Source organism: Actinoplanes sp. NPDC051494 (assembly GCF_044454705.1).
Lineage (GTDB): Bacteria > Actinomycetota > Actinomycetes > Mycobacteriales > Micromonosporaceae > Actinoplanes.
This window is the reverse complement of sequence record NZ_JBITDZ010000009.1, coordinates 298,909-324,632: the sequence shown is the minus strand read 5'-3', so window position 1 is coordinate 324,632 and position 25,724 is coordinate 298,909. Positions and strand designations below refer to the sequence as shown.

Below are 25,724 nucleotides of genomic sequence, written 5' to 3'. Positions count from 1 at the left end.
GCATCAACGGTACCTGGGCTCACCACTAAGCGGCGACCCGCTCGATCTCCACGCGCTCGATGACGACGTCCTCCTTGGGACGGTCACCGGGGCCCGTGGCGGTGGTGCCGATCGAGTCGACGACCTTGGCGGACTGCTCGTCGGCGACCTGGCCGAAGATGGTGTGCCGCCGGTTGAGGTGCGGGGTGGGGCTGACCGTGATGAAGAACTGCGAACCGTTCGTGCCCGGACCGGCGTTCGCCATCGCAAGCAGGTACGGACGGTCGAACTGCAGCTCCGGGTGGAACTCGTCGGCGAACTGGAAGCCCGGGCCGCCACGGCCGGTGCCGGTCGGGTCACCCATCTGGACCATGAAGTTCGCGATGACCCGGTGCGAGATGGTGCCGTCGTAGTACGGGCCCGAGCCCTTCTGGCCGGTCCGCGGGTCGACGTAGTCCTTGGTGCCCTCCGCGAGCTCCACGAAGTTACGCACGGTCGCCGGCGCGTGATCCGGGAACAGCTGGAGCCGGATCGGTCCGTGGTTGGTGTGCAGGGTGGCGTAAAGCTTGTCAGCCACGGTTACTCCTATCGGCGCAGGGTCAAATTCTTTGCAGTTCGGATCCTGCCCCATGTGTTGGAACGGGCTACGCGGGGGTACCCAAGGGGGCAGCATGGACATGGGAGAGACCACAGGAGGTGGCACTGGTGTTCGCAACTATGCGACGTAAGAACCGCAACGCCAAGATGAAGAACGAGCTCGGTCAGAGCGTTGACCACTTCAGGCAGGCGGTTTCGCTCGCCGCGCAGGAGACCAGCGCGACCGTGGGGCCCAGGATCTCCGCGGCCCGCGACCGGGTGCAGCCCGCCACGGATCGCGCCAAGGGTGCCGCGTCCTCCGGCTGGGAGAGCGCCGTCGCGACGCTGAGCCCGCTGGTCGCCGCCGCGACCGAGAACGCCAAGCAGGTCAGCGCCAAGTCAGCCAAGGTCAACAAGAAGACGACCAAGGCCGGCCGCAAGAACGCCAAGAAGCTCGAGAAGCGGGCGAACAAGGCGCTGGGCCGCAAGCAGGGCTCGACGGGCAGCAAGCTCGTGGGCCTCGCCCTGATCGGTGCCGCGGTCGGCGTCGCGGGCGCCTACTTCGTGCGCAAGCGCCGCACCGACCAGTGGGACGAGTACGACCCCACCGGCCCGGTCGACACCACGGCCACCGCCGCAGCCGACGACGCCGCGTTCGAGCCGGCCGACCTCTCCGGTCCGTCCGGATTCCCGACCCCCGTCGGTGAGACCGAGCCGGTCATCCCGACGACCCCTCGGTAACCCACAGATCCTCGGAACGGCTCCCCGATCACCTCGGGGGGCCGTTTCTAGTTTCCGTTGTCCTTGTCCTCGTCCTCCGAGGCGTTCGACAGCCGGGCGCGCACCGGGTCGAGGGCCGGGCCCTGGGGCAGCAGGGCGACCAGCTGTCCCGGGATGGCCTGCGGCTGGACGCCGCCGTAGCCGAGTTTGCCCAGCAGGTCGCGGCTCGCGAGCGGGTATCGCCGGCCGGTGTCGGTGATCACACTGACCGTCCCGGAGGTGGCCGGGGCGTCCGGCGATGCCGCGGAGACCACCAGCGCACCCTTGCCGCGGGGCACCAGGACCTCGTCGGCCTGCACGCCGCCCGCGACGGCCGGCTCACCGGTCACCGCCGTGCCCTGCGGCACCGCCGAGCCGATCCGGATGCTGATCGACCCGCCGTTGCCGCCGTCGTAGTTGGTGCAGACCGTGCCCGGGCCGTTGAGCAGCACCGGGAACGCCGGTGGGAGGCCGTCGGCGTTGGCCGCGCTGACCATGTTCGTCTTCGAGTGCGGCAGCTGGCTGTACAGGTTGAGGTCCATCGTCTGCAGCGAGCTCGCGTTCGGCTCGGTCTGCATCAGCGTGGCCTGCACCTCGGTGAGGTCGGCCACCCCGTCGTCGAGCACCACACCCCACTGGACGCTGCCGTTCGGGCCGCTGATCTGCAGGAGCTGGCCGATCCGGGTGTCGTTGATCGCCGACGACGCGTTGCTGAAGCCGTCGATCTTCGGGGCCTTGAGGTCCGGGCCCAACGTCACCGAGTTGAGCCACGCCGGCGAGACCTCGAGCGCGGCCTGGGTCCACCCGAACCGCACCTGGGTCTGCTGGAGGCGGTTGGCCGGGATGAGGAACCGCTTGTTGTTGTAGACCAGGAACGCCCGGCCGGCGGTGTCGGTGACCAGGAGCCCGCGCAGCTCGGAGCCCGGGGTGTCGGCCTTCGGCACCGGCAGCAGCGTGCCGTCGGTGACCGGGACGCCGATCGACACCACGCTGCGGGCGCCGCCGCCCTCCGACCCCTCGGGCAGCGACGTGCAGACCGTCCAGCGGCTGGGCAGCAGGCCGTTCTTGGCGTCGGGCAGGGAATCCGGCGCGTCCGGGATGCCGAGCGGGTCACCCAGCGGGATCTTGGCCAGGCTTTCCCGGGACGCGTTCTTCAGCTGGGGTGCCGCGGCGTTGGCGATCAGCAGGCCCGACGTGTAGTTCAGCACCGGGTGGATCTTGCTGTCCGACGCGACGTAGACGAAGCGGGCCCCGGTGCCCTTCTCCAGCCACACCACGTCCTCTTTGTCGGCGTCGACCGTCCCGTTGCCCTTGATCAGGCCGTAGACCGCGGCGCCACCGACGGCCAGCGCCGCCACGACGAGGCTGACCAGCACGGTTGTCCCGGCCCGGCGCAGCGGGGACCGGTGCGGATCCGGATCGTGGGTAACCAGCGCCGCCACCACCCGCTGTTGCGAGTACTGGTACGAATGCAGCTGATCTTGCCTCGACGGCACGTGAATGACCTCCCCGGTGCAACCCCGTCACTGTAAAGGTCCCCGAGGTCACATGGGGGGCCGCCTAGAGCCAGCCGTTGCGGCGGAAGGCCCGGTAGAGCAGCACGGACACCCCGACGATGACCGTTATCACCACCGGGTAGCCGTACAGCCACTGGGTTTCCGGCATGTGCACGAAATTCATGCCGTAGACCCCGGCGACCGCGGTCCACCAGGCGGAGATACCGGCCCAGGCGGCGATCTTGCGCATGTCGTTGTTCTGGTCGACGGTCACCTGCGCGAGACGCGCCTGCAGGATCGAATTCAGCAGATCGTCGTACGACGAGACCTGCTCGACCGTTCGCGTCAGGTGATCCTGCACGTCGCGGAAGTAGCGCCGGATCTCCTTGGGCACGAGCCGGCTCTGCGGCGCGGTGATCGTCGCGAGCGGGCGCTGCAGCGGCACCACCGCCCGGCGGAATTCCACGATCTCGCGCTTCATCTGATAGATCGCCTGCACCGGGCTGCGGCCGCGGTCCCGGGAGAACGCGCCCTCCTCGATGATGTCGAGGTCGGCCTCGACCTGGTCGGCGACCTCGATGTAGGCGTCGACGACCCGGTCGGTCACCGCGTAGGCGACCGCCCACGGCCCCTGCGCGAGCAGGTCACCCCGGGCCTCCATGTCGGCCCGGACCGGCGCGAGTTTCGTGGCGTCGCCGTGCCGCACCGTGATCACGAACCGCTCGCCGACGAAGATCATCATCTGGCCGGTCTCGACGATCTGCGAGGTCTCGGTCAGCTCGCCGTGCGGCACGTACCGGGCGGTCCGCAGCACGAGGAAGTGCACCAGGCCGAACTGCTCCAGCTTGGGCCGCTGCTCCGCCTTGACCGCGTCCTCGACCGCGAGCTCATGCAGGTCGTAGGTCCGCGCGACGGCGGACATCTCCGCCTGCGTCGGCTCGTGCAGGCCCAGCCAGACGAACGCGTTCTCCCGGCTGCAGGCCTCGCGCAGCGCCTCGTCGGGGCTGAAGTCGCCGGGCTCCCGCTTGCCGTCGACGTAGACGCCGCAGTCGACCACGGAACTGCCCTGGAACACCTCGCCGGGCTCGGCGGGCCGGCCGTCGACGGTGCCGAGGAACCTGTTCATCGCCCGGACGGGGGCGGTCCAAGCTCGCACCAACGACCGGCTCCCACTGGCCGGCCTGCTGCTTTCGCTCATAACTGCCTCCCCCACGTTTCCCGGCGCGCTCTCGTCGGCGAGGTTACGCCGGTCCCGCGCGCCGGTTAGGGGGGCGCCGGACGGACCGGCCGCATTTCGGGGGGTGAAGGGTGCGATCGGCCCGCCCGGCGCCAGGGGGCGGGGTGGGTGTCAACGCGTCACACCGCATCGTCATGCGGTTTTGACGCCGCATGCATTCTGAGCTGTCCGCCGGTCCCAGGGGAAACCCGGAACCGACGGGAAGCACTCACTGTCGGAAACCCGACAGTAGGTCGACTATCCGGCGCGAACGACCTCGATGGCCTCGGCGAGCCGGCGTACACCCTCGTCGATCTGGTCCACGGTCACCGCGGAGAACGCGAGGCGCACCGAGTTCTGGCCGCCGTCGAGCAGGAAGTCGGTGCCCTTGACGATGGCGACCCCCTTCTTCATCGCGGCCGGGAACAGCTTGTCCACGTCGACGTCCGTCGGCAGGTCGACCCAGAGGAAGTAACCGCCGTCCGGCTCGGTGAAGGTGGCGCCGGGGATGTGCTTGCGGATCGACTCCGCCAGCACCCGCGACCGCTCGCCCAGGGCCGCGCTCACGGTCGCGACCGAGCGCTCGATGTCGCCGGACACGCAGAACTGGTGCACGATCGCCTCGGACACCATGCCGGGCGAGATGTAGAGATTGGTGGCCGTCTTGGCGATCGCGTGGATGAACGCGGCCGGGCCGACCAGGTAACCGACGCGCACGCCGGGGCAGACCGTCTTGGTGAAGCTCGACGCGTGCACGACGGTGGTGTTCGTGTCCATCGACAGCATCGAGGGCAGCGCCTCGCCACGGAAGCGGATGTCGACGTACGGGTCGTCCTCGAAGATGAGGAATTCATACTCGGCGGCGAGCTCCAGCAGCACCCGGCGCTTCTCGAGCGAGAGCGTGACACCGGCCGGGTTCTGGTAGTTCGGGATGATGTGCGCGAACTTGGGGCGGACCCCGGACTCCAGCAGCGCGCGCAGCTCGTCCACGTCGATGCCGTCGGGCTGGATCGTCACCTGGTGCACCTTGGCACCCAGGTTCTGCAGACCCAGCAGGGTGCGGTCGTACGTGGGCTTCTCCACCACCACGTGGTCACCGGGCTTGATTAGGTGGTTGAAGAAGAACGCGTCCGCCTGCAGCGAACCGTTGGTGACGATGACCTCGTCCGGCGTGACCCCGTGCTTGTCCGCGATCCACTTTCGCAGCGGCAGGTAGCCGACGGAGGTGCCGTAGGCCGTCACCCCGGCCGGATCGGCGTCGAAGGCCCGCGCGGCGGCGGCCTTCAGCCCGGCCACGTCGATGATGTCGAGCGACGGTGCGCCTCGTGCGAATGAGATCAGCTGCTCAGCGGTCATACCGCACAGCTTACGAGTCGGGTCGATATCATTTTTAATCGTGTCCGATGAACCCCTGCGGGTAGCCGCTGCTCTTGTCGTGGACGACCGAGGCCGGATTTTCTTCCAGAAACGCTCGGCTCAGCGCAAGCTTTTCCCGAACAGCTGGGACGTGGTCGGCGGCCACCTCGAACCGGGCGAAACGGTCGACGAGGCGCTGGCCCGTGAGGTCTTCGAGGAGACCGGGTGGCGCGTGGCGACGGTGCTGGCCACGGTCGGCGACTACACCTACACCGGCGAGGACGGGCTGACGCGTCTCGAGACCGACTTCCTCGTACGCGTGCACGGCGATTTGGAAAATCCGCGGCTGGAGGTCGGTAAACACACCGAATACCGCTGGCTGGGTCCCGATGAACTCGACCTGCTGGACGAGAGCAGCGACATCAACGACGGGATGATCCGCACGATCGCCGAGGATGGCTTCGCGGTCTTGCACGCCCTTGACCTGTGAGTGCCCCGCTATCCTCGGCTGGCACCCCCTGGATCCACGGAAGGAACCATCCCATGATCGGTCTCGTACTCGCCGCCGGCGCCGGACGCAGGCTGCGCCCCTACACGGACACGCTGCCGAAGGCGCTGGTCCCCGTGGACGGGGAGACCACGATCATGGACATCTCGCTGCGCAACCTCGCCGCCGCCGGGCTCACCGACGTGACGATCGTGGTCGGTTACCAGGCCGGCGCGGTCGAGGCCCGCAAGGACGCGTTCGAGCAGAAGTACGGCGTCACGATCACCCTCGTGCACAACGACAAAGCCGAGGAGTGGAACAACGCGTACTCGCTGTGGCTGGCGCGCGACCACTTCGCGCAGGGCGCGCTGCTCGTCAACGGCGACACCGTGCACCCGGTCAGCGTCGAGGAGACCCTGCTGGCCAACCGCGGCCCGGGCATCCTGCTCGCCGTCGACAGCGTCAAGAAGCTGGCCGACGAGGAGATGAAGACGATCTTCTCCGAGGACGGCCGGCTCACCCGGATCACCAAGCTGATGGATCCGGCCGACGCGTTCGGCGAGTACATCGGCGCCACGGTCATCGAGCCGTCGGCCGCCGCGGAGCTCGCCGACTGCCTCAAGGCCACCTGGGAGAAGAACCCCGACCTGTACTACGAGGACGGCTACCAGGAGTACGTGACCAGGGGCGGCGAGATCCGCGCGGCGAGCATCGGCGACGTCCCCTGGGTCGAGGTGGACAACCATGACGACCTCGCCAAGGCGCGGACCATCGCATGCCACTACTAGCCCGTAGCGTCCAGACCCCGCTGCACATCGACGTCCGGCGGGGCGCGGTCAGCGACCTGGGCGCGATCCTCGCCGACGGCCGGATCTCCTCGGGCGGCGACGTCGCCGTGGTGGTCGGGCCCGGGCAGGGCGAGAAGATCGCGGAGCTGATCCGCCCGTCCCTGCGGTCCGCCGACGTCTACACGACCAGCGGCGGCACCCTCGACGCAGCGATCGACCTGGGCGCCAAGCTGCGCTCCCGGTCGTACGACGCGGTGGTCGCGATCGGCGGCGGCAAGACGATCGACACCGCCAAGTACGCGGCGACCCGCTACGCGATGCCCATGGTGTCGGTGGCGACCAGCCTGGCCAACGACGGCGTCGCGTCACCGGTGGCCAGCCTGATCAACGACGGCATCAAGGGCTCCTACGGCGTACACATCCCGATCGCCGTGATCGTCGACCTCGATTTCGTCGAGAACGGCCCGGACCGGATCAACCGCTCCGGGATCGGCGACGTGATCAGCAACATCAGCGCACTCGCCGACTGGGAGCTCGCCCGGGCGGTCCGCGGGGAGCCGGTCGACGGTCTCGCCGCGTCGCTGGCCCGGATGGGCGCCGAGGCGGTCCTCACCATGCCCGGCGACATGACCGACGACGCGTTCGTCACGGTGCTCGCCGAGGCGCTGATCTCCAGCGGGCTCGCCATGGCGGTCTGCGGCAGCAGCCGGCCGTCCAGCGGCGGCTGCCACGAGATCATGCACGCCATCGACTCGCTGTTCCCGGAGACCGCGTCACACGGTGAGCTCGCCGGGCTGGGCGCGCTGTTCTGCACGTTCCTGCGCGGGGACGAGCGGCGCTTCGCGCAGATGTCCGACTGCCTCGAACGCCACCAGCTGCCCCGCACCCCGGCGGACGTCGGCCTTGACGTGGAGCAGTTCGTGGACGTCGTACAGTTCGCACCGAAAACCCGCCCGGACCGTTACACGATCCTGGAGCACCTCGCCTTGAGCCCGGACGAGATCCGTAGGAAGCTGGCCGAATATGTCGACGCCATCGCCAGCCGCTGACCCCCACGGCGCCACCCAACACGGCGCCACCCAACACGGCGCCACCCAGTCCAGCCCGCCCACCCAGCCGGGGCCGCCGCCCCCGAGGGCCGGCGGGGCCGCCGCGCCCACCGCCGCCGACTTCTATGCGGTCAACCGCGGTGGTGGCCTGTTCAGCGAGGCGGTCAGCCAGCACATCGGCTCCCGCATCGCGGTCTTCGCCAACAAGCACCGCCTGGCACCCACCGTGCTGTCGGTCGCCGCGCTCGGCTCCAGCTGCCTCGTCTCGTTCGTGGTGGTCGCCGCCGCCGGACCGGTCGCCGGTGAGCGCATCTGGGCGTGGCCGATCGGGCTGCTCGCGCTGCTCGGCTGGCAGTTCGCGTACGCCCTCGACTGCTCCGACGGTCAGCTCGCCCGGGTCACCGGCCAGGCCAGCCCGGCCGGCGGGCGGGTCGACGTGCTCTGCGACGTGGCCGGCCAGATCGCGCTGGTCGCGGCGCTGTCGTCGACCGCGGCGAAACAGGTACCGTCCACCCCGGCCTGGCTGCTGGCGGCGTTCGCGGGCACCTGGATGGTCAACCTGGTCACCTCGGTCATGCAGTCGGGCAGCCAGGCCTCCAGCATGGTGACCAGCACGTCGCTCCCGGTCCGGGTGGCCAAGCTGGTCCGCGACTACGGCGCGGTGATCGCCCTGGCCGGCGTCGTGCTGACCGTCGCTCCCCAGTGGATCATCTGGGTCATCTGCGCGTTCACACTCATCAACGGCGCTTTCCTGGCCGCCAGCATCGCTTTCGCCGGACGGCAGGCCCTGCGCCTTTAAATCTGCACGGATGCCGGGTCTGAGCAATGGTCGTTCTCCTCGAGATCGATCACCCAGGCCCGGCACCCGGGCGGTGGCAAATCCTGCCCGGGACCGTCTCGATGACCCCCATCGTCAGAACGGCAATTCTGCTGCTGTCCGGCTGTTCTTCGCCGAAGGACGAGAGCGCACAGGCACCCACCCCGGTCAGCTGACCCCCACGCTCGCGTCGAAGAAGCCCGACGCCGAGGTCCGGCTCTACGACCTGTTCGTCGGGGCGAGCCTGAACTTCGCGCCGTACCTGCTCGACCGCACCAACCTGAAGCGCTACGACATCATCCGGTCCAACGGTCAGGGCATGACTTCCCCGCTCGGCGCCGGCGGCCGGAACGGGACGTCGTTCGAGGCCTGGGCCGTGTTCGCGGCGCCGTTCTGCTGCTGCCGGGCGCAGGCGGTGGTGAAGGTGGTCGCCGCCGTGCGCCCCGACCTGCGGACCACCGCCACGAACGACAACCCGCCGGCCGCGCGAAGAACCGCCGGGTCGAGCTCAGCTGGTCGTCCTGAGCCCGGCGTAGATCTCGATCAAGCGTTTGACCAGCACATCCGGGTGGAACATCCGCAGGTAGCGGTCGCGGGCGGCCGGGGCCCGCGACGCCGCCTCGGCCCGGGCCCGAGGGAGCGCCGCGGCCAGTGCCGCCGGCTCCGGCGCCACCGCCCAGCCCGCGTCGCCGCCCAGCAGATAGGGGATGCCGCCGACGGCGGTGCCGAGCACCGGACGCCCGGACGCCATCGCCTCCAGGATCACCGTGGGCAGCACGTCGTTCCAGGTCGGCACCGCGACGATCACCGAGGCCGCACGCCGCGCCGCGGTCATCCCGGCCCGGTCGAGCGCACCCACGTAGCTCACGTCGGCCCGCGCCGCGGCGGCCTGCTCGGCCAGCGGGCGCAGCTCACCGTCGCCCGCGATGGTCAACCGCCCGAGCGCGCCGACCGGGTGCCGCTGCCAGGCGTCGAGGAGCAGGGCCAGACCCTTCTCCGGGGACAGGCGGGCGGCGTACAGGAATCCGTCACCGAGCGGATCGGGCGCACCCGGGTCCGGCAGACCGTTGGGTTTGATCACGATCCGGTCGTCCGGGATGCCGTAATCGTTGAGGTGCGCGGCGATCTGGTCGGTCAGCGCGATGAAGCGGTCCACGGACTTCCAGGTCGGCCGGTGCACCGCGAGCGTCGTCGCCATGAGCGCGCTCTGCGCCGCCGACCCGCGGTAGCACTTGTGCTGGATCGCCGGCCAACCCAGCGCCTTGCCCCGGCAGTCGTGGCAGTTGTGGCCGTCACGGAAATACAACCCCGACGAGCAGACCTGCCGGTAGTTGTGGACGGTCTGCACCACCGGCACGCCGTGCTTGTGCGCGGTCCGGATCACCCAGGGCGAGAGCAGCGGGTACGGATTGTGCAGGTGCAGCACGTCAGGACGCTCCCGGGCGAGCAACTCGCCGAGATCGCGCTGGGCGCTGTGCCCGAAGACGGGGGAGAGCGGCAGCAGGGCCTTCTCCGCGAGCGGCAGGTCACCGATCGAGTCCGAGGCCCGCTGGAACGGCACCACCTCGACTCCCGCGGCGGTGAGCTGGGCGATCTCGGTGTCGACCATGACGTTTTCGCCGGAAGGGATCGCTTCCCGGTACCGATTGTGCGCAACGACAACCTTCACGGCGGCAAACGCTACCGTTGAGGACGTGCCTGAGTTGCCTGAGGTCGAGGCGCTCGCCGCGTACCTGCGGGAGCGTGCGGTCGGCCGTACCGTGGAGCGCTTCGAGGTGTCCTCGTTCAGCGCGCTGAAGACCTACGACCCGGCGCCGAGCGCGGTGGCGGGCCTCCCGATCACCGACGCCGGCCGCCACGGCAAATTCCTCGACGTCAGCCTCGGCCCGGACCTGCACCTGATCGTGCACCTCGCCCGGGCCGGCTGGCTGCATTACCGCGACGCCTTCAAGTCGCCGGCCCCGCTCAAGCCCGGCAGCGGCCCGATCGCGGTCCGGGTCCGGCTGGACGACGGGTCCGGTTTCGACCTGACCGAGGCCGGCACCCAGAAGTCGCTCGCCGCCTATCTGGTGCGTGACCCGGCGCAGGTGCCCGGCGTCGCCCGGCTCGGCCCGGACGCGCTGGCGGTCGGCCGCGACGAGTTCGCCGAGCGGATCCGCAGCCGCAAGGGCCAGATCAAGGGCGTGCTGACCGACCAGGAGGTGCTGGCCGGCATCGGCAATGCCTATTCCGACGAGATCCTGCATGTCGCGAAGATGTCGCCGTTCGCGTTGACGAGCAAGATGACCGAGGACCAGATCACGATTCTGTACGAGGCCACCCGTCAGGTGGAGACCGACGCGGTGGCCCGGTCGGTCGGGCAGAAGGCGGCCGAACTCAAGGGCGAGAAGCGCGCCGGGATGCGGGTACACGCCCGCACCGGGCTGCCCTGCCCGGTGTGCGGCGACACGGTCCGGGAGGTCTCGTTCGCCGACAAGAGCCTGCAGTACTGCCCCACCTGTCAGACCGGGGGCAAGCCGCTGGCCGACCGCCGGCTGTCGAAGTTGATCCGTTAGCGCCGCCACGATCACGCAGAGTGGCGATTCGGAGACGTGTGTCGAATGCGGCCACAACGTCACCTTCTTCTACGTCGTTCCATCGGTATAGTGGCTCGGTCCACGCTTCTGTTCGCGGCACCATTCGCGACGGAGGGGGATCGGCCGCCTGCCGGAACCCCGGCGGTCGTGGCGGTGCGTAATGTTCTCGGTGTGGGCGGTCCGTGATGCGGGAGGACATGGCGAGGTGACAACGAGCCTCCATCGCCCGGCGTCCAGTACCAGCGAGACCCGGAGCGGCATGCCGTACGACAGCTTCGAGTGGCAGCAGCAGCCGCCACCGAGTAGTGGCGTCCCCCGATCAGCGTGGACCCGATCCCACAAGCGCGTGTCACGCTGGCACCGCCCGTACACCCTGATCCTGATCGTCCTTGACCTGATCTCGTCGGTCTTCGCCAGCTATCTCGCGGTCACCTTCATCCAGAAGTCCAACTCGGGTTTCCAGGGCAGCCGTGAGCTCTTCCTTCTGGTCGCGTTCGTCGGCCTGCCGCTGGGCTGGGTGATCATCCTCTGGGGCAACGGCAGCTACGACCGGCGTTACCTCGGGCTGGGCAGCGAAGAGTTCAAACGGGTCTTCCGCGCGTTCGTGACGCTGGTCGCGGTCGTCTCCCTGCTGGCTTTCGGCACCAAGACCGAACTCTCGCGTGTGACGATCGCCTACGTCTCGGTGGCGGCGCTCGTCTTCATCCTGTTCTGCCGCTACTCCGCCCGGCAGATCCTGCACGTCTCCCGCAAGAAGACCGGCTACGGCGCACACCGGATGGTCCTGGTCGGCACGCTGCCCGAGGCGCTCGAGGTCTACACCGCGGTCACCCGCAGCCCGGCCGCCGGCCTCATCCCGGTCGCCATCCACATCACCGACGGCTACGCGGCCGCCCGGGGCATCGAAACCCCGGTCCCGGTGTACGCCGGCCGCGACGTGATGACCCTGGTCCGCGAGGTCCAGGCGGACACGATCGCGGTCTGCGGCTCGGCCAGCTCGGAACCCGGTGAGCTGCGCCGCCTGGCCTGGCAGCTCGAGGGCACCGGCGTCGACCTGGTGGTCGCGCCCCAGCTCACCGACATCGCCGGCCCGCGGGTGCACATCCGCCCGATCGAGGGCCTGCCGCTGCTGCACGTCGAGGAGCCCACGCTCTCCGGCCCCGGCTGGCTCGCCAAGAACGCCCTCGACCGCCTTGTCGCGTTCGTCGGCCTGGTGCTGCTCTCCCCGGTGCTCGCGTTCATCGCGATCGGCATCCGGCTCTCCGACCCCGGCCCGGTCTTCTTCCGGCAGCCGCGGGTCGGCCACGAGGGGCGTACCTTCCGGGTCTGGAAGTTCCGGACGATGTACATCGACGCCGAGGAACGCAAGGCCAGCCTGGAGGAGCTCAACGACTCCGACGGCATGCTCTTCAAGATGAAGGACGACCCGCGGATCTTCAAGTTCGGCGGCAAGCTGCGCGGCACCTCCATGGACGAGCTGCCCCAGCTGATCAACGTGCTCAAGGGCGAGATGTCGCTGGTCGGCCCGCGCCCGCTGCCCGCCGACGACGGCGACTACCTCGGCGACGTGCGGCGCCGCCTGCTGGTCCGTCCCGGCATCACCGGCCTCTGGCAGGTCTCCGGCCGGTCCGACCTGTCCTGGGACGAATCGGTCCGGCTCGACCTGTACTACGTCGACAACTGGTCGCTCACCTACGACCTCGGCATCCTCTGGCGCACGATCTGGGTCGTCCTCAAACGCAAGGGCGCTTACTAGCTACAACGCCCAGTAGCAGTACAGATGGCTGTGGTTTTGGCTCGCTCTCCGAGCCAAAGCCGCGAGATCGACCAGGAAATCGGTCAAGCTTCCGGCGTCGGCGCCATCCAGTTCCTCGGTACGCGACCAGAGCGCGGCCACCTCGGCCAGGCGCGCGTCGTCCGCGGTGGCGAGGGCGTCCCGTAACCGGTCGGTGACCGAGACGATGTGCTGCTCCGGGCTCTCCATGGCGTCGCTGACCAGATCACCCTGCCGGGGGCTCTCGATGACCTCTTCATAGGACCGGCCGGTCAGCAGGGATTCCAGGGTGCCCGCGACGACGACGGGATCGAGATTCTTCGACGGGACCGTGGGCAGGTCCGCCGCCTCGGGCCCGCTCTCGAGCCCGGCCAGCGCGGCACGGTCGTCGGGCGCGGCAAAGTAATCGGTCAACGGCATATCACGATGCTCCCCCGTGCTGCCCCGGCATGGCGTTTTGGCGCGCCAGCCGTCAGGATCTCTGCGTGACCGTCCTCGCCGTCGTTGCCGTGCTCGCCGCGCTGGCCGGCGCGGTGGTGGCCGTGCTCCGGCTGCGGGCCCGGCGTGGGGTGGCTACGGCGGCACAACGGGCCACGTACGACGTCCTGCATTCGGCGTCGCTGGCCGCGGAACCGCTGCGGACCGGCCTGACCACCGCCTCGGCCGCGAAAGCCGCCCGTCACCTGCGCCGGCTGGTCGGCGCCCCAGGCCTGTCGGTGACCGACACCGAACGCGGCCTGGCCTACGACGGGCGGGGCGGCCACCACGGTGACCAGTTCGTCACGGCGGCCCGGCGGGCGGTCACCACCAACCACTCCGTCGTGCTGGGCGCGGGCGACCTGCCCTGCGACCGGGTGGACTGCATCGTGCGGGGTGCCGTGGTCGCCCCGCTGAACGGCGCCGACGGGCAGGCGCTCGGCGCGCTGGTCGCGGTCGCGGACGGCCATCCGGCGCCCGGGCTCGTCCAGGCGACCATGGAAACCGCGAGGTGGGCGGGCTCGCAGCTCGCCCTGGCCGAGCTGGACTCGTCACGCGAACGCCTTGCCCGCGCCGAGGTGCGAGCCTTGCGCGCCCAGATCAGCCCGCACTTCATCTACAACGCGCTGACCGCGATCGCGTCGTTCGTGCGCACCGACCCGGTCCGGGCGCGGGAACTGATCCTGGAGTTCGCCGAGTTCACCCGATACTCCTTCCGGGCGCACGGCGACTTCACCACCCTGGCCGAGGAGCTCCGGTCCATCGACCGCTATCTGACCATCGAACGGGCCCGGTTCGGCGACCGGTTGCAGGTGCGCCTGCGGATCGCGCCCGAGGTGCTGCCGGTCGTGCTGCCGTTCCTGTGCCTGCAGCCGCTGGTCGAGAACGCGGTCCGGCACGGTCTGTCGCCCAAACCGGGCGTCGGTATGGTGAGCATCGAGGCCCGGGACGCCGGGGCCGAATGCCACATCACGGTCGAGGACGACGGGGTCGGCATGGACCCGGCCGCGCTGGCCGAGGGCGTCGCGGAGGCCGCGAACGACGACGCCGGGCGCCACGTCGGGCTCTCCAACGTGGACGAGAGGCTGCGCACGGTGTTCGGCGACCGATTCGGCCTCGTGGTCGAGACAGCGCCGGGAGCGGGGACGAAAATAAGCATGCGAGTGCCGAAATTCCACCCGGGGGTACGAGCGTGAGCCTTGTCGTCCTGGCCGTCGACGACGAGCCACCCGCGCTCGACGAGCTGGCCTATCTGCTCAACGCCGACAAACGGGTCGCGTACGTGCACCGGGCCGGCGACGCCACCGAGGCGCTGCGGGTCCTGCGCGACACCGAGGTGGACGCGGTCTTCCTGGACATCCGGATGCCCGGCCTGGACGGCATGGAGCTGGCCCGCATCCTGCGCCGCTTCGCCCGGCCACCCGCGATCGTGTTCGTGACGGCGTACGACGACGGCGCGGTGGACGCGTTCGACCTCGGCGTGACCGACTACGTGCGCAAACCGGTGCGGGCCGAGCGGCTGGGCGAGTCCCTGCGCCGGGTTGTGGGGCTGCGGGTCCCGCCGGTGGTGGTGGCGCCCAAGCGGGAGGACGAACCCAGCATCCCGGTCGAGCTGGCCGGCACCACCAAGCTGCTGCCCCGCTCGACGGTGCGCTGGGTGGAGGCCCAGGGCGACTACGCGCGCCTGCACACCGCCGACGCCTCCCACCTGGTCCGGGTGTCGCTGGCCACGCTCGCCGAACGCTGGGCCGACGCCGGGTTCGTGCGCATCCACCGGTCGTACCTCGTGCAGATGAGGCTGGTCCGGGAGCTGCGGCTCACCCCGTCGGGTTATGTGGTGACGATCGACGGGGCGGAACTCCCGGTCAGCCGACGGCACACCCGGGAGTTGAAGGATCGCCTGATCAGAGCCGTCAAGAACGACTGGAGCCGCTGAGATTCCACAGAGTTATCCACAGTCACACAGGGTTGTCCCCAGAGTTATCCACAGGCTGGCGCACATCTTCACGAGTTATCCACAACTCCCTCCCCGCCCCTGCACGGCTGCTCAATAGGCTGCATCCCGTACAGCTTCGAGGGGGTGTGAGATGAGCGGGACACCGGTGACGCGCACGGTGCTGGTGGTCGAGGACGAGCGCACGATCGCCGAGACGGTCGCGGCCCGGCTGCGGGCCGAGGGCTTCGCGGTCGAGCTGGCGTTCGACGGCCCCGGCGCGGTCGAGGCCGCCCGCCGCGTCCGGCCTGACGCGATCGTCCTCGACGTCATGCTCCCCGGCTTCGACGGCCTCGAGGTCTGCCGGCGCGTCCAGGCCGAACGCCCCGTCCCCATCCTCATGCTGACCGCCCGGGACGACGAGACCGACCTGCTCGTCGGCCTCGCGGTCGGCGCCGACGACTACCTGACCAAGCCGTTCTCGATGCGCGAGCTGACCGCCCGGCTGCACGCACTGCTGCGCCGCGCCACCCGCAACGACACCCCGGCCACCCCGCCACCACTGCGCTTCGGGGACCTCGAGATCAACCTCGCCGAGCGCCGGGTGCACCGCGCCGGCGTCGAGGCCCACCTGACCCCCACCGAGTTCGACCTGCTGGCCAAACTCGCCGCCAGCCCCCGGATGGTGCTGCCCCGCGAACGCCTCCTCGCCGACATCTGGGGCTGGGCCGACGCCTCCGGCACCCGCACGGTCGACAGCCACATCAAAGGCCTCCGCCGCAAGATCGGCGCCGACCTCATCCGTACGGTCCACGGCGTCGGCTACGCCCTCGAGGTGACCCGGTGACCGGCCTTTCCGACGTCGTCCGGCGGGTGCTGGGCAGGTTGCCGCGGCCGCTCGACCCCGTACGGTCGATCAAGGCGAAGCTGTCCGGCGCACTCGGCCTGGCCGGCGGCGTGGGCCTGCTGATCTTCTGGTGGAGCCTCGACTGGGTCCGGGTCGACATCGGCTGGTTCGGCGTCGCGGTGGCGCTCGGCCTGATCACCCTGCAGGTCATGGCCCACGGCGCCACCGTGCCCCTGCGCGAGATGACGGTCGCCGCCAAGGCGATGGCCCGCGGCGACTACACCCGCCGGGTCCGGGCCACCTCCCGCGACGAGGTCGGCGAACTCGCCACGGCCTTCAACCAGATGGCCGGCGACCTGGCCGCCGCCGACCAACGGCGGCGCGAGCTGATCGCGAACGTCTCGCACGAGCTGCGTACCCCGATCACCGCCCTGCGCGGTCTCCTCGAGAACATCGTCGACGGCGTCTCCCCGGCCGAACCGGAGACCATGCGCGTCGCCCTGTCCCAGACCGAACGCCTGGGCCGCCTGGTCGCCGAGCTGCTGGACCTCTCCCGCCTGGACGCCGGCGTGGTCCCCATGACCATGACCTCGATCGACGCCCGTGATTTCCTCGACGACGTGGTCAAAGAGGCCCGGGTGACCGCGGAGGGCGCGGGCCACGACGTCCGTTTCGAGGTGTCCACCCCGGAGATCCGCTTCGCCGCCGACCGCGAACGCCTCTGCCAGGTCTTCGCCAACCTCCTCGACAACGCGGCCCGGCACAGCCCCCGGCGCGGCACGGTCACGGTCCGGGCCGAACGCCACGACGACCACATCCGCATCATGGTGATCGACGAGGGCGACGGCATCCCCCCGGCCGAACGCGAGACCGTCTTCGAACGCTTCACCCGGGGCGAACGGGCCAAGGACGGCGGCACCGGCCTCGGCCTGGCGATCGCCCGCTGGGTGGTCCAGCTCCACCACGGCACCATCGCCGTCGTCGACCCCAGCCACCCACCCAGCACGACCTCGCCGGCCCCGGACGCACCGCCGGGTGGGCTGTCCGGCCCGGGCGGGGTCCGGGCGGGGTCCGGCTGCCACATCCACGTGACGTTGCCGTTGGAAGCGGCCTGACTCCGGCGCCCGGAGTCCCTTGATCCACCCGCACGCGCAGGCCCCCATGCCGACCTCAGGCCCGGGGCCGGCTGAACCATGCCCAAACGACCGGGAGACGAGCCATGACGACAACGAGCCAGCCCGCACCGCATCGCCCCGGCCTGCCCCTGCCGCCGCAGGCTCCGCTGATGCACGGCCCCTGGGCCGACCACCCCTCGTTCCTCGAACGGCGGTGGCGAGGACCCGCCGGCCCCGCTTCAGCAGCGACCATCTGGTCCATCGCCGCGGCCGCTGCGGTCGCCGCCCTCAGTGTCCCCCTCGACCAGGCCGGCATCGGCTGGGTTGTCGCCGCGATCGCGGGAGTAGCGGCCCTGATCATCGCCGGTCGAAAGCCGCGCCCGAGCCCGCTGCCGCCCAACCCAGCATCGCCCAACCCAGAATCACCCAGCCCAGCATCGCACGCCCCCACCTCGCCCAGCGCAGCATCACCCGCCCCCACCCAGCCCAGCCCGGTTCCGGCCCGCCTGGGTGAAACCGCGACGACCGCGGCCGCGACGGTGACGCCTGGCGGAACTGCGACCACCGCAGCCCAGCCAGCGCTGCTCGGCGCAGGCGAAACCGTGGTTGATGAAGCCAGCTCGGCGCCGCCGGGCGTAGGCGACACCGCGACCACCGCGGCCGGGCCGGCGGTGCCCGGCGTGAGCGAAGCCGTGACCGCTGGGGCCGGGCCGGCGGTGCCTGGCTGGGGCGCGACCTCGACGGCCGCGTCCGGTGCGCCAGCGCGGGCGGCCTCGACGGCTACTGCCAGGCAATCCGCAGCCGGGCCGGTGCCGTTGGTGGGGTGGCGGGCTCCTTCGCTGGACGGGTCCCGGTTCGGATGGTCGGCGGCGACTGTCGCGCTGCTTGCCGTGGGTGGTTTCCGGGCCGCTGACTGGCTTTTCATGCTCTGCGTCGGCACCGCCTTCCTGACCGGGGCGCTGGCCGTCGCCGGTGGGCGCTCTTCGAAGGGGATCGTCCGGTCGGTGTGGGCGGCTCCGATCGCCGGGTTCCGGTCATTGCCATGGATCCTGCGGGGGATCAAGGCACTGCGTAGGGGGCGGGACGGCGTACGGCTGGTCGCGACCGTTGCGGTCTCGGTGGCACTGCTCGTGGTGTTCGGTGCGCTCTTCGCGTCGGCGGATGCGGCTTTTGCCGGCATTGTCGAGGCGGTGGTGCCGGACCTGCGGGCGGATTCGGTCGTGCGGTGGATCTTCCTGTTCACGGTGACGGTCTTCGCGCTCGGTGGTGCGGCGTTCCTGCGGGCCGCCCCGCCGGATCTGTCCGGCCTGGACACCCGGAGTGGCCGACGGGTCGCGCGGCTCGAGTGGGCGATCCCGCTACTCCTGTTGGTGTCACTGTTCGCCCTGTTCGTGGGGGTGCAGCTGACCGTCCTTTTCGGAGGCTCGGAGCACGTGCTGGCGACCGACGGCCTCACCTACGCCGAGTATGCCCGGGGCGGATTCTGGCAGCTGCTGGTCGTCACCGGCCTCACGCTGCTCGTCCTGGCCGGCGCGGCGCGGTGGGCATCGCGACGGACCACCGGGGACCGGGTGTGGATCCGGGCTCTGCTGGGTGCCCTGGCGGTGCTCACCCTGGTCATCGTGGGATCGGCGCTGCACCGGATGAATCTGTACGCGGACACGTACGGGCTCACCCGGCTCCGGATCCTGGTAGCGCTCTGCGAGGCCTGGCTGGGTGTGGTCTTCCTGCTCATCCTCGTCGCCGGCATCCGGATGCGGGCGGCCTGGCTGCCCCGGGCGGTGATCGCGGTGGGGGTGCTGGCGCTGCTCGGCCTCGCCGCGGCCGATCCGGACCGGGTCATCGCAGAACGCAACATCGCCCAGTTCGAGCAGTCGCACACCATCGACACCTATTACCTGTCCACGCTGTCCGCCGATGCGGTGCCGGCGCTGGACGGGCTTCCGGCCGGGCACCGGGACTGCGCGCTTCGCACGCTGGCGCCCCTCCTGAGCGAGGCGCAGAGCTGGCAGGAGTGGAACTGGTCCCGTGAAAATGCCCGCGACCTGCTCGCCGCCGACCCGCCGAGGCCGGGAACGAACTGCCCCGGCGTCTGGAGCGGCCGCTGACCACGGCGCGGCGGTATGGGGTGCGGCAGCGTGGGGGTGCCCATCAGCCGTCTTGACTTTGTGGAGCGGGGGGCGAGACTGCCGGGGTGGGTGATGATGCGCCGCGGCCGGTGCGGGTGCGGGTGGTGCTGGGGGAGGCCGCTGTCCGGGGGCCGGCCCCGGATCCGGCGCGGGCCGAGCTGGTCGAGGGCACACCGATCGGGGAGGCACTGGTCAACGGGCTGGTCCGGGCTCAGCTCGCGCTCGCCGTCCGGCTGAGCCTGGTGGTCGCGGCCGGGCTCGGGGCGCTCCCGCTGCTGTTCGCGGTGGCCCCCGGGGTGGCCCGGGTCAAGGTGCTCGGGATCAACCTGCCGTGGCTTTTGCTCGGCGTCCTCGCTTATCCGTTCCTGGTGCTCGTCGGCTGGGCGTACGTGCGCTGGGCCGAACGCAACGAGCAGGACTTCACCGCGGTCATCCGCAGGCCCGACGCGTGAATCCGTACGTCGTCCCCGGGCTGGTCGCGGTCGTGCTGATCACCGTCGGCATCGGGGTGTACGGGCTGCGGTTCGCGCGGACGACCTCCGACTTCCTGGTGGCGTCCCGGTCGGTGAGCCCGGCCTGGAACGCCGCCGCGATCAGCGGGGAGTACCTGTCCGCCGCGTCGTTCCTCGGGGTCGCCGGGCTGGTGCTGCGCTACGGCGTCGACGTGCTCTGGTACCCGGTCGGTTTCGCGGCCGGATACCTGGCCCTGCTGCTGTTCGTCGCGGCACCGTTGCGGCGCTCCGGGGCGTTCACGTTGCCCGACTTCTGCGAGGTACGGCTGCGTTCCGGGTTCCTGCGACGGCTCGCCACCGTCTTCGTGATCTTCATCGGGTGCCTGTATCTCGTGCCGCAGTTGCAGGGGGCCGGGCTCACGTTCACCACCGTGGCCGGCGGCCGGTACGAGTGGGGTGCGCTGCTCGTCGGGCTCGTCGTCACCGCCAACGTGGCGCTGGGCGGGATGCGGGCGATCACCTTCGTGCAGGCTTTTCAGTACTGGCTCAAATTGACCGCGCTGGCCGTACCCGTCATCTTTCTGATCCTGCAATGGCAGTCGGACGGGCGCCCGGCCGTTTCCCCGCCCAGCGGCCCGGTCTTTCCCGCGGCGACCGTTGTCGTGGTGCAGGAGGACGCGGTGCTCGATGGCGCGGTCACCGTGCGGAAAGGACAGGAGCTGAGTTTCGCGGCCGGCGATCCGGTGCCGCGGGTGAGTTCGGTGGATCCCGACATCGGGGCGGACTGGCTGCTGCCGGGCGGCGACACCAGCCTGTTCGCGACGTATTCGCTGATTCTCGCCACGTTTCTCGGCACGATGGGCCTGCCGCATGTGCTGGTGCGGTTCTATACGAATCCGGACGGGGCCTCGGCCCGGCGGACCACGCTGGTCGTGCTGGCCATGGTCGGGCTCTTCTATCTGCTGCCGACCCTGTACGGCGTGCTCGGCCGGGTCTACACGCCACAGTTGCTGATGACCGGGCAGACCGACGCCGTGGTGCTGCTGTTGCCGGAGGCCGCACTGGGCGGCGGGATCCTGGGCCATTTCCTCGGCGCGCTGGTCACCGCCGGGGCGCTCGCGGCGTTCCTGTCCACCTCGTCCGGGCTGCTGACCAGCGTCGCCGGGGTGGTCTTCACCGATGTGCTGCACGCCGGGCGCGGTGGTTCGGTCCGCGACTTCCGGCTGGCCACGGTGCTCGCCGCGAGCGTGCCGATGGTGCTGGCGATCGGCGTGGCGAACATGGACGTGTCCCGGGTGGTGGGGCTGGCGTTCGCGGTGGCGGCGTCCAGTTTCTGCCCGCTGCTGGTGCTGGGCATCTGGTGGCGGGGGCTGACCGATGCCGGTGCGGCCGCCGGGATCCTCGCGGGTGGGGGCGCGGCGATGGTGGCGGTGCTGGTGACCGTGCTGGGGCCGCCGTTGCATGGTTGGGCGGCCGAGGTCGTGCAACAGCCTGCGGCGTGGACGGTGCCGCTCGCTTTCGTGGTGATGGTGGCCGGGTCGTTGCTGACCAAACGCCGGATTCCCGCCGACATAGGCGCGACGATGCTGCGGCTGCACGCCCCGGAATCGTTGCGGCTCTGACGACATTAAATATCTTTAAGGTCTATTTACTGAACCTGTTCCGGTGGCCGTTCCGTACTGGAGGGAAGTCGACCGAAGGAGCGGACATGTCCCGGAGAAACAAGACGCGCAAGGTGCTCATCGGCCTGGCCGCCGCGGCCCTCGCCGGTGGCGCGTTCGCGGTCAGCACGGGGATGAGCAGCGCCGGCGAGAGCTGCGCCGGGCTCGACACCGCGCTGCAGAACAATCTGACGTTCATCGCCGATCAGAAGGCGAATCCGGACGCCCTTTCCGACGCCCGGATCGCCAATCGGCAGGCCGTCGTCGACCTGATCAATCAGCGCCGCGCGACCGCCGGCTGCACCGGTGACGTGGTCGCCCAACCCCCAGCCGTCGCCCAGCCCCCAGCCGTCGCCCAGCCCCCAGCCGTCGCCCAGCCCCCAGCGGTCGCCCAGCCCCCGGCGGTCGCCCAGCCCCCGGCCGCGACGAAGCCGGCCACTCAGGCGCCGGCCGAGGAAGAACAGGCCGGGGAAAAAGGCGACGTGGTCTGCAAGGGCTCGACCGTGACGCTCTCCGGTGAGGCGGGCGCGCCGGCGGCGTCCAGCGGCACGTTCCCGATCGGCACCACGCTGCGGGTCACCAACCTGGACAACAACAAGAGCATCACGGTCAAGGTGGCCACCCCGTCCGGCAGCTGCGTGCTGCTCAATGACGCCGCGTTCGAGCAGGTTCGCGAATCGGGCAAATTCCTCATCCGACGCGCTGTGATCGAACGAGTCGGCTGAGTGGCCATATCGGCGCGCGGGGTGGCCGCGGCGATCACTAACCGTTAAGTTCGGCGTCATGACGGTCCCCCATCAGCGCGACAGCCCCGATTCCGCGCTCGCGCTGCGTGGCCTCGTCAAGCGGTTCGACGCCAAGGTGGCGGTCGCCGGCCTCGACCTGGACGTCCCGGCCGGCTCGTTCCTCGGCCTGCTCGGCCCCAACGGCGCCGGCAAGACCACGACCCTCTCGATGGCCGTCGGCCTGCTGCGGCCGGACGCGGGTCAGGCCCTGATCCTGGGGTACGACGTCTGGGCCGACCCGGTCGCCGCCAAGTCCCGCATCGGCGTGCTGCCCGACGGTGTGCTCCTGTTCGACCGGCTCACCGGCGCCGAGCTGCTCGCGTACCACGGTCTGCTGCGAGGCATGGATCCCGGCGTGGTCGACCGGCGCGCCGCCGAGCTGCTGGACGTCCTCGAGCTGGGGGCCGGCAACCGGACGATGGTCGTCGACTACTCGGCCGGCATGAAGAAGAAGATCGGGCTGGCCTGCGCGCTGCTGCACGCACCCCGGCTGCTGGTGCTGGACGAGCCGTTCGAGGCCGTCGACCCGGTGTCGGCGGCACTGATCCGCGGGATCCTGCAGCGGTACGCGGCCGGCGGCGGCACCGTGGTGCTGTCCAGTCACGTGATGACCGTGGTCGAGCGGCTGTGCAGCCACGTGGCGATCATGGCGGACGGGCAGATCCGGGCGCGGGGCACGCTGGACGAGGTCCGCGGCGGGCGCTCCCTGGAGGACGTGTTCGTCGAGGTGGTCGGCGGGCGGACGGCGACCGGCTCGGAACTGTCGTGGCTGTGAGCGCCCGGTACTTCGTACGCCTGAAGCTGCGCCTGCTCGCGAACGGCCTGCGCGGGCGCGGCCGGCGGGTGACCATGTTCGTGCTCGGCGTCCTGTTCGGAACCGTGTTCGGCATCCTGGGTTACGTGGTCTTCGCCCTGCCCGGCCTGCTGCACGAGCAACGGGCCGCGGAGGTGCTGCTCCCGCTCGGTGGCGCGGCGCTCGTGCTCGGCTGGCTGTTCCTGCCGCTGGTGTTCTTCGGCGTGGACGAGTCGCTCGACCCGGCCCGCTTCGCCCTGTTCCCGTTGCCCCGCCCCACGCTGGTCCGGGGCCTGCTCGCGGCGTCGCTGGCCGGGGTGCCGGCGCTGGCCACGTTCGGCGCCACGCTGGGCACGGTGCACGCCGCCGCCGAGCTGGGCGGGGTGGTCGCGGCGCTGGCCCAACTGCTCGGTGTGGCCGGCGGGATCGTGTTGTGCGCCGCCCTCTGCCGCGCGGTGACCAGCGCTTTCGCCACCGCACTGCGCAGTCGCCGGGCCCGGGACCTGGCCACGGTCGCGCTCGCCGGCACGGCCGGGCTGCTCGGCCCGCTGCAACTGGGCCTGGCCGCGGCGATCGAGCGGGCGGACTGGGACCGGGTCGGCCGGGTCACCGATGTGGTCGCGTGGACCCCGTTCGGTGCCCCGTACACGCTCGGGCTCGACGTCGCGGCGGGCCGCTTCTGGGCCGTACCCGTCAAGGTCCTGATCGTGGTCGTGGCCGTTGGTTTGTTGCTGTGGTGGTGGTCGGCGTCGCTGGAACGCGCGATGCTCGGCGCTGCCGGCGGCGGGGGCCGGGCCGCAAGGACGACCGAGCTCGAGCCGGTCGCCCAGCTGGTCCCCCGATGGCTGCCGAGCACCCGTTTCGGTGCCCTCGCCGCGAGGGAGATGCGCTACTGGTGGCGCGAGACGCGACGCCGGGCCACGTTCATCACGTTCTGTGTGATCGGTCTGTTCCTGCCGATCTTCCTCGGCGTGACCAGCGATTCCACCGCGCCCTCGGTGACGATCCTGGTCTTCGTCGCGGCGCTGGCGGCGGTCAGCCTCGCCAACCAGTTCGGCTTCGACGGCAGTGCCTACGCGGCCAACGTCGTGGCCGGGGTTCCGGGGCGGATCGAGCTGGCTGCCCGGGCGGCCGGCTACGCGGTGTACGTGTTCCCCGCACTGCTCGTCTTCTCCCTGGTCGTGGGTGGTGTGGCGGGTCAGTTCGGCGCGGTGCCGGCGATGTTCGGCACGGTCGTGGCGGCGTTCGGCGTGGCCATGGGCCTGGTGCTGCCGATCTCGGTACGGGCCGCCTACGCCCTGCCCGACTCGGCCAGCCCGTTCGCCATGTCCTCCGGTAGCGGCCTGGCCAAGGGACTGCTCGGTTTCGCGGCCCTGTTCGGCTCGGTGCTCGCCACCGTGCCGCTGCAGATCGCGGCGTTCCTGCTGGGCGACGTCTGGCTGTGGATCGGGCTGCCGGCCGGGATCGGCTACGGCACCGCCGCGTTCCTGCTCGGCCTCCGCCTGACCGGCCCGGTGCTGGACAGGCGGATGCCGGAGCTCCTCGCGACCGTGTCGGCTAGTACGTAGTCCCCATCGCGACCCGCACCTCCCGCAGGGTCCGCTCGGCCATCTCGTTCGCCCGCGCGTTGCCCCGGTGCAGGACATCACGGACAAAGGCCAGATCCTTCGCGTACGCCGTCCTGAGCTCCCGCATCGGCGCCAGGAACTCGTTGACCGCCTCGGTGACCGTGCGCTTGAGCGCCGCCGAGCCGGCATCCCCGATCCCGTCCGCCACCTCGTGCGGATCCCGGTCGAGGCAGAGTGCGGCGAGCTGGACCAGACCGGAGACCCCGGGGCGGCGCTCGGGGTCGTACGTGATGTGCCGGTCCGCGTCCGTGGTCGCGCCCTTGATCAGCCGGGCGGTCTCGTCCGGGGTCGAGGACAGCGCGATCGCGTTCCCCCGGCTCTTGCTCATCTTGCGGCCGTCCGTGCCCGGCAGCAGCGGCGCGACGCTGAGCAGGCCGTCCGGCACCGGGAAGACCGGGCCGTAGCGCTGGTTGAACCGGCGCGCCACGGTCCGGGTGATCTCGATGTGCGGCATCTGGTCCTGTCCGACCGGCACCAGCTCCCCCTTGCAGAACAGGATGTCGGCGGCCTGGTGCACCGGGTACGTGAACATCAGCCCGCTGACCGCGCTCTGCCGCGAGTGCTGGACCTCGTCCTTCACGGTCGGGTTGCGCTGCAGTTCGGCGACCGTGACCAGGCTCAGGAACGGCAGCAGCAACTGGTTCAGTGCGGGCACGGCACTGTGCGTGAAGACGGTGGTCGTGTCCGGGTCGAGCCCCACCGCCAGGTAATCGAGCAGCAGCTCGTCGACGGTCTCGGTCAGGCGTTCCGCGACGTCGCGGTCGGTCAGCACCTGGTAGTCCGCCACGATCACGATCATGTCCAGACCCTCGCGCTGCAGGCGTACCCGGTTGCGCAGGGTCCCGAAATAGTGGCCGAGGTGCAGCGGGCCGGTCGGCCGGTCGCCGGTGAGGACGCGCTTGGTCATCGTTTCTCCTTCAGGGTTCGCGGACAGCCCTGCGGAAACGAGAAAGGGCCGTCCGACTGGACGGCCCGAGCGTGCGTGGGTGGGGTAGCCGTCGTTAAGACGGACGCCAGCTCTGCACGCTCTT

Annotated in this window: 25 protein-coding genes; 17 read left to right on the top strand and 8 right to left on the bottom strand. The window is 70.5% G+C overall.

The genetic code is table 11. The features are described from left to right. Nucleotides 1-25: 25 nt before the first annotated feature. Complete coding sequence (locus ACIA6A_RS29025) at nucleotides 26-556, bottom strand: peptidylprolyl isomerase (RefSeq protein ID WP_396101063.1); 531 nt, start codon at nucleotides 554-556, stop codon at nucleotides 26-28. 128 nt (nucleotides 557-684) lie between these two features. On the opposite strand from ACIA6A_RS29025, the gene ACIA6A_RS29020 reads away from it, so the two are divergent. Further along, nucleotides 685-1,296, top strand: a complete 612-nt coding sequence (locus ACIA6A_RS29020; protein ID WP_396101062.1) for a hypothetical protein — start codon at nucleotides 685-687, stop codon at nucleotides 1,294-1,296. A gap of 47 nt (nucleotides 1,297-1,343) precedes the next feature. Here ACIA6A_RS29020 and eccB read toward each other — a convergent pair whose 3' ends face one another. The 3 genes from eccB to ACIA6A_RS29005 form a co-directional block, all read right to left on the bottom strand. After that, entirely contained in the window at nucleotides 1,344-2,810 is a 1,467-nt protein-coding gene (gene eccB / locus ACIA6A_RS29015) for a type VII secretion protein EccB (protein ID WP_396101061.1), read from the bottom strand. 64 nt (nucleotides 2,811-2,874) lie between these two features. Then, entirely contained in the window at nucleotides 2,875-4,008 is a 1,134-nt protein-coding gene (locus ACIA6A_RS29010; protein WP_396101060.1) for a magnesium and cobalt transport protein CorA, read from the bottom strand. Nucleotides 4,009-4,284: 276 nt separating this feature from the next. Beyond that, nucleotides 4,285-5,382, bottom strand: coding sequence for a PLP-dependent aminotransferase family protein (locus ACIA6A_RS29005; protein WP_396101059.1), 1,098 nt, complete (start codon nucleotides 5,380-5,382; stop codon nucleotides 4,285-4,287). A gap of 40 nt (nucleotides 5,383-5,422) precedes the next feature. Here ACIA6A_RS29005 and ACIA6A_RS29000 point away from each other — a divergent pair, with 40 nt between their 5' ends. The 4 genes from ACIA6A_RS29000 to ACIA6A_RS28985 are packed head-to-tail and all read left to right on the top strand — an operon-like array spanning nucleotide 5,423 to nucleotide 8,505. Beyond that, on the top strand, nucleotides 5,423-5,872 hold the full coding sequence (locus ACIA6A_RS29000) for an NUDIX hydrolase (protein WP_396101058.1): 450 nt from the start codon (nucleotides 5,423-5,425) through the stop codon (nucleotides 5,870-5,872). Between the two features lie 53 nt (nucleotides 5,873-5,925). Next, on the top strand, nucleotides 5,926-6,657 hold the full coding sequence (locus ACIA6A_RS28995; protein ID WP_396101057.1) for a sugar phosphate nucleotidyltransferase: 732 nt from the start codon (nucleotides 5,926-5,928) through the stop codon (nucleotides 6,655-6,657). Next, complete coding sequence (locus tag ACIA6A_RS28990; RefSeq protein WP_396101056.1) at nucleotides 6,645-7,706, top strand: iron-containing alcohol dehydrogenase family protein; 1,062 nt, start codon at nucleotides 6,645-6,647, stop codon at nucleotides 7,704-7,706. Before ACIA6A_RS28995 ends, ACIA6A_RS28990 begins: the two co-directional genes overlap by 13 nt. After that, the gene (locus tag ACIA6A_RS28985; protein ID WP_396101055.1) at nucleotides 7,681-8,505 is read left to right on the top strand and encodes a CDP-alcohol phosphatidyltransferase family protein; all 825 of its coding nucleotides are present in this window, start codon (nucleotides 7,681-7,683) and stop codon (nucleotides 8,503-8,505) included. Before ACIA6A_RS28990 ends, ACIA6A_RS28985 begins: the two co-directional genes overlap by 26 nt. Nucleotides 8,506-8,835: 330 nt before the next feature. On the opposite strand, the gene ACIA6A_RS28980 is transcribed toward ACIA6A_RS28985, so the two are convergent. Both ACIA6A_RS28980 and ACIA6A_RS28975 read right to left on the bottom strand, forming a co-directional pair. Further along, entirely contained in the window at nucleotides 8,836-8,982 is a 147-nt protein-coding gene (locus ACIA6A_RS28980; RefSeq protein WP_396101054.1) for a hypothetical protein, read from the bottom strand. 49 nt (nucleotides 8,983-9,031) lie between these two features. Beyond that, the gene (locus tag ACIA6A_RS28975; RefSeq protein ID WP_396101053.1) at nucleotides 9,032-10,192 is read right to left on the bottom strand and encodes a glycosyltransferase family 4 protein; all 1,161 of its coding nucleotides are present in this window, start codon (nucleotides 10,190-10,192) and stop codon (nucleotides 9,032-9,034) included. A gap of 25 nt (nucleotides 10,193-10,217) precedes the next feature. On the opposite strand from ACIA6A_RS28975, the gene ACIA6A_RS28970 reads away from it, so the two are divergent. Beyond that, nucleotides 10,218-11,078, top strand: a complete 861-nt coding sequence (locus ACIA6A_RS28970; protein WP_396101052.1) for an Fpg/Nei family DNA glycosylase — start codon at nucleotides 10,218-10,220, stop codon at nucleotides 11,076-11,078. 280 nt (nucleotides 11,079-11,358) lie between these two features. Then, the gene (locus tag ACIA6A_RS28965) at nucleotides 11,359-12,855 is read left to right on the top strand and encodes a sugar transferase (protein ID WP_396101163.1); all 1,497 of its coding nucleotides are present in this window, start codon (nucleotides 11,359-11,361) and stop codon (nucleotides 12,853-12,855) included. Here the strand turns inward: ACIA6A_RS28965 and ACIA6A_RS28960 are convergent, their stop codons facing one another. After that, nucleotides 12,856-13,287 (bottom strand): hypothetical protein, encoded by a 432-nt coding sequence (locus tag ACIA6A_RS28960; RefSeq protein WP_396101051.1) that lies wholly within the window; start codon nucleotides 13,285-13,287, stop codon nucleotides 12,856-12,858. A 71-nt stretch (nucleotides 13,288-13,358) separates the two neighbouring features. On the opposite strand from ACIA6A_RS28960, the gene ACIA6A_RS28955 reads away from it, so the two are divergent. The 10 genes from ACIA6A_RS28955 (at nucleotide 13,359) to ACIA6A_RS28910 (ending at nucleotide 24,633) form a co-directional block, all read left to right on the top strand. Then, on the top strand, nucleotides 13,359-14,546 hold the full coding sequence (locus ACIA6A_RS28955; protein WP_396101050.1) for a sensor histidine kinase: 1,188 nt from the start codon (nucleotides 13,359-13,361) through the stop codon (nucleotides 14,544-14,546). Continuing rightward, entirely contained in the window at nucleotides 14,543-15,286 is a 744-nt protein-coding gene (locus ACIA6A_RS28950; protein WP_396101049.1) for a LytR/AlgR family response regulator transcription factor, read from the top strand. The genes ACIA6A_RS28955 and ACIA6A_RS28950 overlap by 4 nt, the downstream gene beginning before the upstream one ends. Before the next feature lie 151 nt (nucleotides 15,287-15,437). Continuing rightward, a complete protein-coding gene (locus ACIA6A_RS28945; RefSeq protein ID WP_396101048.1) occupies nucleotides 15,438-16,130 on the top strand; it encodes a response regulator transcription factor in 693 nt (230 codons plus the stop codon). Beyond that, nucleotides 16,127-17,245: a sensor histidine kinase gene (locus ACIA6A_RS28940; RefSeq protein ID WP_396101047.1), complete on the top strand. Its 1,119-nt coding sequence runs from the start codon at nucleotides 16,127-16,129 to the stop codon at nucleotides 17,243-17,245. Before ACIA6A_RS28945 ends, ACIA6A_RS28940 begins: the two co-directional genes overlap by 4 nt. Before the next feature lie 104 nt (nucleotides 17,246-17,349). Further along, a complete protein-coding gene (locus tag ACIA6A_RS28935; protein ID WP_396101046.1) occupies nucleotides 17,350-19,353 on the top strand; it encodes a DUF4153 domain-containing protein in 2,004 nt (667 codons plus the stop codon). 86 nt (nucleotides 19,354-19,439) lie between these two features. Beyond that, nucleotides 19,440-19,826, top strand: a complete 387-nt coding sequence (locus ACIA6A_RS28930; RefSeq protein WP_396101045.1) for a DUF485 domain-containing protein — start codon at nucleotides 19,440-19,442, stop codon at nucleotides 19,824-19,826. Then, the gene (locus ACIA6A_RS28925; RefSeq protein ID WP_396101044.1) at nucleotides 19,823-21,448 is read left to right on the top strand and encodes a cation acetate symporter; all 1,626 of its coding nucleotides are present in this window, start codon (nucleotides 19,823-19,825) and stop codon (nucleotides 21,446-21,448) included. Before ACIA6A_RS28930 ends, ACIA6A_RS28925 begins: the two co-directional genes overlap by 4 nt. Before the next feature lie 86 nt (nucleotides 21,449-21,534). Then, entirely contained in the window at nucleotides 21,535-22,212 is a 678-nt protein-coding gene (locus tag ACIA6A_RS28920) for a hypothetical protein (RefSeq protein ID WP_396101043.1), read from the top strand. Nucleotides 22,213-22,270: 58 nt separating this feature from the next. After that, nucleotides 22,271-23,047 carry an ABC transporter ATP-binding protein gene (locus ACIA6A_RS28915; protein WP_396101042.1) on the top strand — a complete coding sequence of 259 codons (777 nt, stop codon included), beginning with the start codon at nucleotides 22,271-22,273 and terminating at the stop codon, nucleotides 23,045-23,047. Beyond that, nucleotides 23,044-24,633, top strand: a complete 1,590-nt coding sequence (locus ACIA6A_RS28910) for an ABC transporter permease (protein WP_396101040.1) — start codon at nucleotides 23,044-23,046, stop codon at nucleotides 24,631-24,633. Before ACIA6A_RS28915 ends, ACIA6A_RS28910 begins: the two co-directional genes overlap by 4 nt. Here the strand turns inward: ACIA6A_RS28910 and trpS are convergent. Next, nucleotides 24,623-25,600, bottom strand: coding sequence for a tryptophan--tRNA ligase (gene trpS / locus ACIA6A_RS28905; RefSeq protein ID WP_396101039.1), 978 nt, complete (start codon nucleotides 25,598-25,600; stop codon nucleotides 24,623-24,625). The two genes, ACIA6A_RS28910 and trpS, sit on opposite strands and share 11 nt — an antisense overlap. Nucleotides 25,601-25,724: the final 124 nt, after the last annotated feature.

What these genes read in the sequence shown, in the direction of transcription:
- ACIA6A_RS28990 (WP_396101056.1), top strand. Translation starts at nt 6,645, where the DNA reads ATGCCACTACTAGCCCGTAGCGTCCAGACCCCGCTGCACATCGACGTC.
- ACIA6A_RS28920 (WP_396101043.1), top strand. Translation starts at nt 21,535, where the DNA reads ATGTCCCGGAGAAACAAGACGCGCAAGGTGCTCATCGGCCTGGCCGCC.
- ACIA6A_RS28945 (WP_396101048.1), top strand. Translation starts at nt 15,438, where the DNA reads ATGAGCGGGACACCGGTGACGCGCACGGTGCTGGTGGTCGAGGACGAG.
- ACIA6A_RS28935 (WP_396101046.1), top strand. Translation starts at nt 17,350, where the DNA reads ATGACGACAACGAGCCAGCCCGCACCGCATCGCCCCGGCCTGCCCCTG.
- trpS (WP_396101039.1), bottom strand. Translation starts at nt 25,600, where the DNA reads ATGACCAAGCGCGTCCTCACCGGCGACCGGCCGACCGGCCCGCTGCAC.
- ACIA6A_RS28985 (WP_396101055.1), top strand. Translation starts at nt 7,681, where the DNA reads ATGTCGACGCCATCGCCAGCCGCTGACCCCCACGGCGCCACCCAACAC.
- ACIA6A_RS28915 (WP_396101042.1), top strand. Translation starts at nt 22,271, where the DNA reads ATGACGGTCCCCCATCAGCGCGACAGCCCCGATTCCGCGCTCGCGCTG.
- ACIA6A_RS29005 (WP_396101059.1), bottom strand. Translation starts at nt 5,382, where the DNA reads ATGACCGCTGAGCAGCTGATCTCATTCGCACGAGGCGCACCGTCGCTC.
- ACIA6A_RS28995 (WP_396101057.1), top strand. Translation starts at nt 5,926, where the DNA reads ATGATCGGTCTCGTACTCGCCGCCGGCGCCGGACGCAGGCTGCGCCCC.
- ACIA6A_RS28965 (WP_396101163.1), top strand. Translation starts at nt 11,359, where the DNA reads ATGCCGTACGACAGCTTCGAGTGGCAGCAGCAGCCGCCACCGAGTAGT.
- ACIA6A_RS29010 (WP_396101060.1), bottom strand. Translation starts at nt 4,008, where the DNA reads ATGAGCGAAAGCAGCAGGCCGGCCAGTGGGAGCCGGTCGTTGGTGCGA.